Below are 1,820 nucleotides of genomic sequence, written 5' to 3' on the forward strand. Positions count from 1 at the left end.
TTGAACGCGGTAACTTAATTCAGGACAGGGAAGAACTGACAGAAAACCGTATATGTTATCGGATCACGCGGGATTTTATTTTGACCTATGCGGAGGATGCTAAATGAGAAATCGAGTAGAAGTGAAAGGCTTAAGTGAGCTTGAAGATGCATTAAAAAAATTAGGCGATCAAATTGCGGTTAAGGTTTTACGAAAAGCAGGGAGTGAAGCAATGAGACCCGTGCTCGCCGATATGAAAGCCCATGCGGGTTTTGATGTAGGCAATCTAGGTGAGCATATGCGCGAGAGTATCAAAATACGGACAACAGATAAAATGAAGGATAGCCACACTCAAACTGTGATGACCGTTAGAGTGGGGCCTTCAAAAAAACACATGATGAAAGCGCGCGCGCAAGAGTTTGGCACAGTTAAACAGATAGCACGACCTTTCATTCGACCCGCATTGGATTATCACCGTGAATTTATCCTTAATACCTTAGCCTCAGAAATTCGCGCCAGCATTGAAAAACATCGTTAACGAATAGGAGTTATTATGTCTGAAAACAAAACCTCGCCAGAATATGCTACGCTCCCCGCAGGCGCAGTGGTTAAATTTGGTAAAGTAGGGGATGCAGTGACTGCAATGAAACTTCTGGATACCTGTAGAGCAATAGGCGCAACAGGATTAACAGGAAGCTTTATAGACTGCACAACGCTTATAGATCGGAACAAGCAGTTTATAGCTGATTTGCCTGAAGGCCCTGAGAAATCGCTCGGATTTATTGATGATCCCGAAAATGAAAATTTTACGGCATTTTTAAATGCGGCACAAAATAGAGAAACCGTCCAACTTTATATTGAGCTACCCAACAAACGGACAGCCACGATGATCTTGGCCCTGTCAGGCTGGGAGATGAATGAGATTAGTGCGCCAGCCAGTGAAGTCATTCAAATTACGGTGAAAGGCAAACAGAATAATCTCACCTGGGGAACAGTACCCCCCCCAAAGCCTTAACCGCCGATACGACGAAATTTACGGCGGATAATACCAAGAGGAAAGTAAACTGATGATAGAAATCAAAAAAATCAATATTGGCACAAAACCGGATGATGGAACGGGTGACACCTTACGTGATGCTTTTAGTAAAACCAATGACAACTTTGAAGCACTTAATACGTTACCCAAAAAAGGAGATAAGGGCGATAAAGGCGATAAAGGCGAACCGGGTAAGGATTTGTCATCAGAACTTGATGCGCTCACTAAACGTGTCAAAGCACTAGAAGAAAAAGGATAAGGTAAATAGCATGTCATCACTTAAAGCACGCTTATTGGCACCGGATAGTTATGTTGAAAAACACGCTATTTTTGATGTTGATGTTTATCTGCGCCGCTTAACCATTGCTGAGCTTGATACGTATGAGCAAGCGTTAAAACAGGCGCAAGACAGCGGCTCTAACACACAGGCAAGTATTGCGGGAGCAAACCTGATTTTAAAAACACTTTGCGATAAAGCAGGGAAACCCTTACCCACTGAAGAATTGCCTACCGCAGAGGAGTTAATCGCTACCAAATCCACGCAATCATTAATTGAAGCCCTCAAATTTGTTCAGCAATTTAGCTGTGGCAGTCTGGATGGTGCTAAAAAAAACTAACCGACTCCGCTCGCTTACGCTTTCTTTTTCAACTTGCGGATAGATGGGGTGAACCTGACCCGCGCAAAATCGCAGCTTTACCGAACGAAATACTGACGCACTGGCAAGCGTTTTTTCTGCTGGAAAGTGAACTCAAAGGCGCAGATATTACGGAAAATGAAGTCATTGCACATAATGATGTTAATCAA

The 1,820-nt window shown here is 43.2% G+C and carries 4 protein-coding genes; all 4 read left to right on the forward strand.

Annotated elements, in window-relative coordinates:
- The first annotated feature begins 103 nt into the window (after positions 1-103).
- From G468_RS0117390 to G468_RS0117405, 4 genes are read left to right on the forward strand one after another with little or no spacing between them, the layout of a single operon-like run.
- Positions 104-517, forward strand: a complete 414-nt coding sequence (locus tag G468_RS0117390) for an HK97-gp10 family putative phage morphogenesis protein (RefSeq protein WP_026824079.1) — start codon at positions 104-106, stop codon at positions 515-517.
- A 15-nt stretch (positions 518-532) separates the two neighbouring features.
- A complete protein-coding gene (locus G468_RS0117395) occupies positions 533-994 on the forward strand; it encodes a major tail shaft subunit (protein WP_026824080.1) in 462 nt (153 codons plus the stop codon).
- 52 nt (positions 995-1,046) lie between these two features.
- The gene (locus G468_RS0117400; protein ID WP_026824081.1) at positions 1,047-1,274 is read left to right on the forward strand and encodes a hypothetical protein; all 228 of its coding nucleotides are present in this window, start codon (positions 1,047-1,049) and stop codon (positions 1,272-1,274) included.
- 10 nt (positions 1,275-1,284) lie between these two features.
- Entirely contained in the window at positions 1,285-1,632 is a 348-nt protein-coding gene (locus tag G468_RS0117405) for a hypothetical protein (RefSeq protein WP_026824082.1), read from the forward strand.
- Positions 1,633-1,820 lie beyond the last annotated feature (188 nt).

It is taken from the genome of Arsenophonus nasoniae DSM 15247, assembly GCF_000429565.1.
Classification (GTDB): Bacteria; Pseudomonadota; Gammaproteobacteria; order Enterobacterales; family Enterobacteriaceae; genus Arsenophonus; species Arsenophonus nasoniae.

What these genes read in the sequence shown, in the direction of transcription:
- G468_RS0117390 (WP_026824079.1), top strand. Translation starts at nt 104, where the DNA reads ATGAGAAATCGAGTAGAAGTGAAAGGCTTAAGTGAGCTTGAAGATGCA.
- G468_RS0117395 (WP_026824080.1), top strand. Translation starts at nt 533, where the DNA reads ATGTCTGAAAACAAAACCTCGCCAGAATATGCTACGCTCCCCGCAGGC.
- G468_RS0117400 (WP_026824081.1), top strand. Translation starts at nt 1,047, where the DNA reads ATGATAGAAATCAAAAAAATCAATATTGGCACAAAACCGGATGATGGA.
- G468_RS0117405 (WP_026824082.1), top strand. Translation starts at nt 1,285, where the DNA reads ATGTCATCACTTAAAGCACGCTTATTGGCACCGGATAGTTATGTTGAA.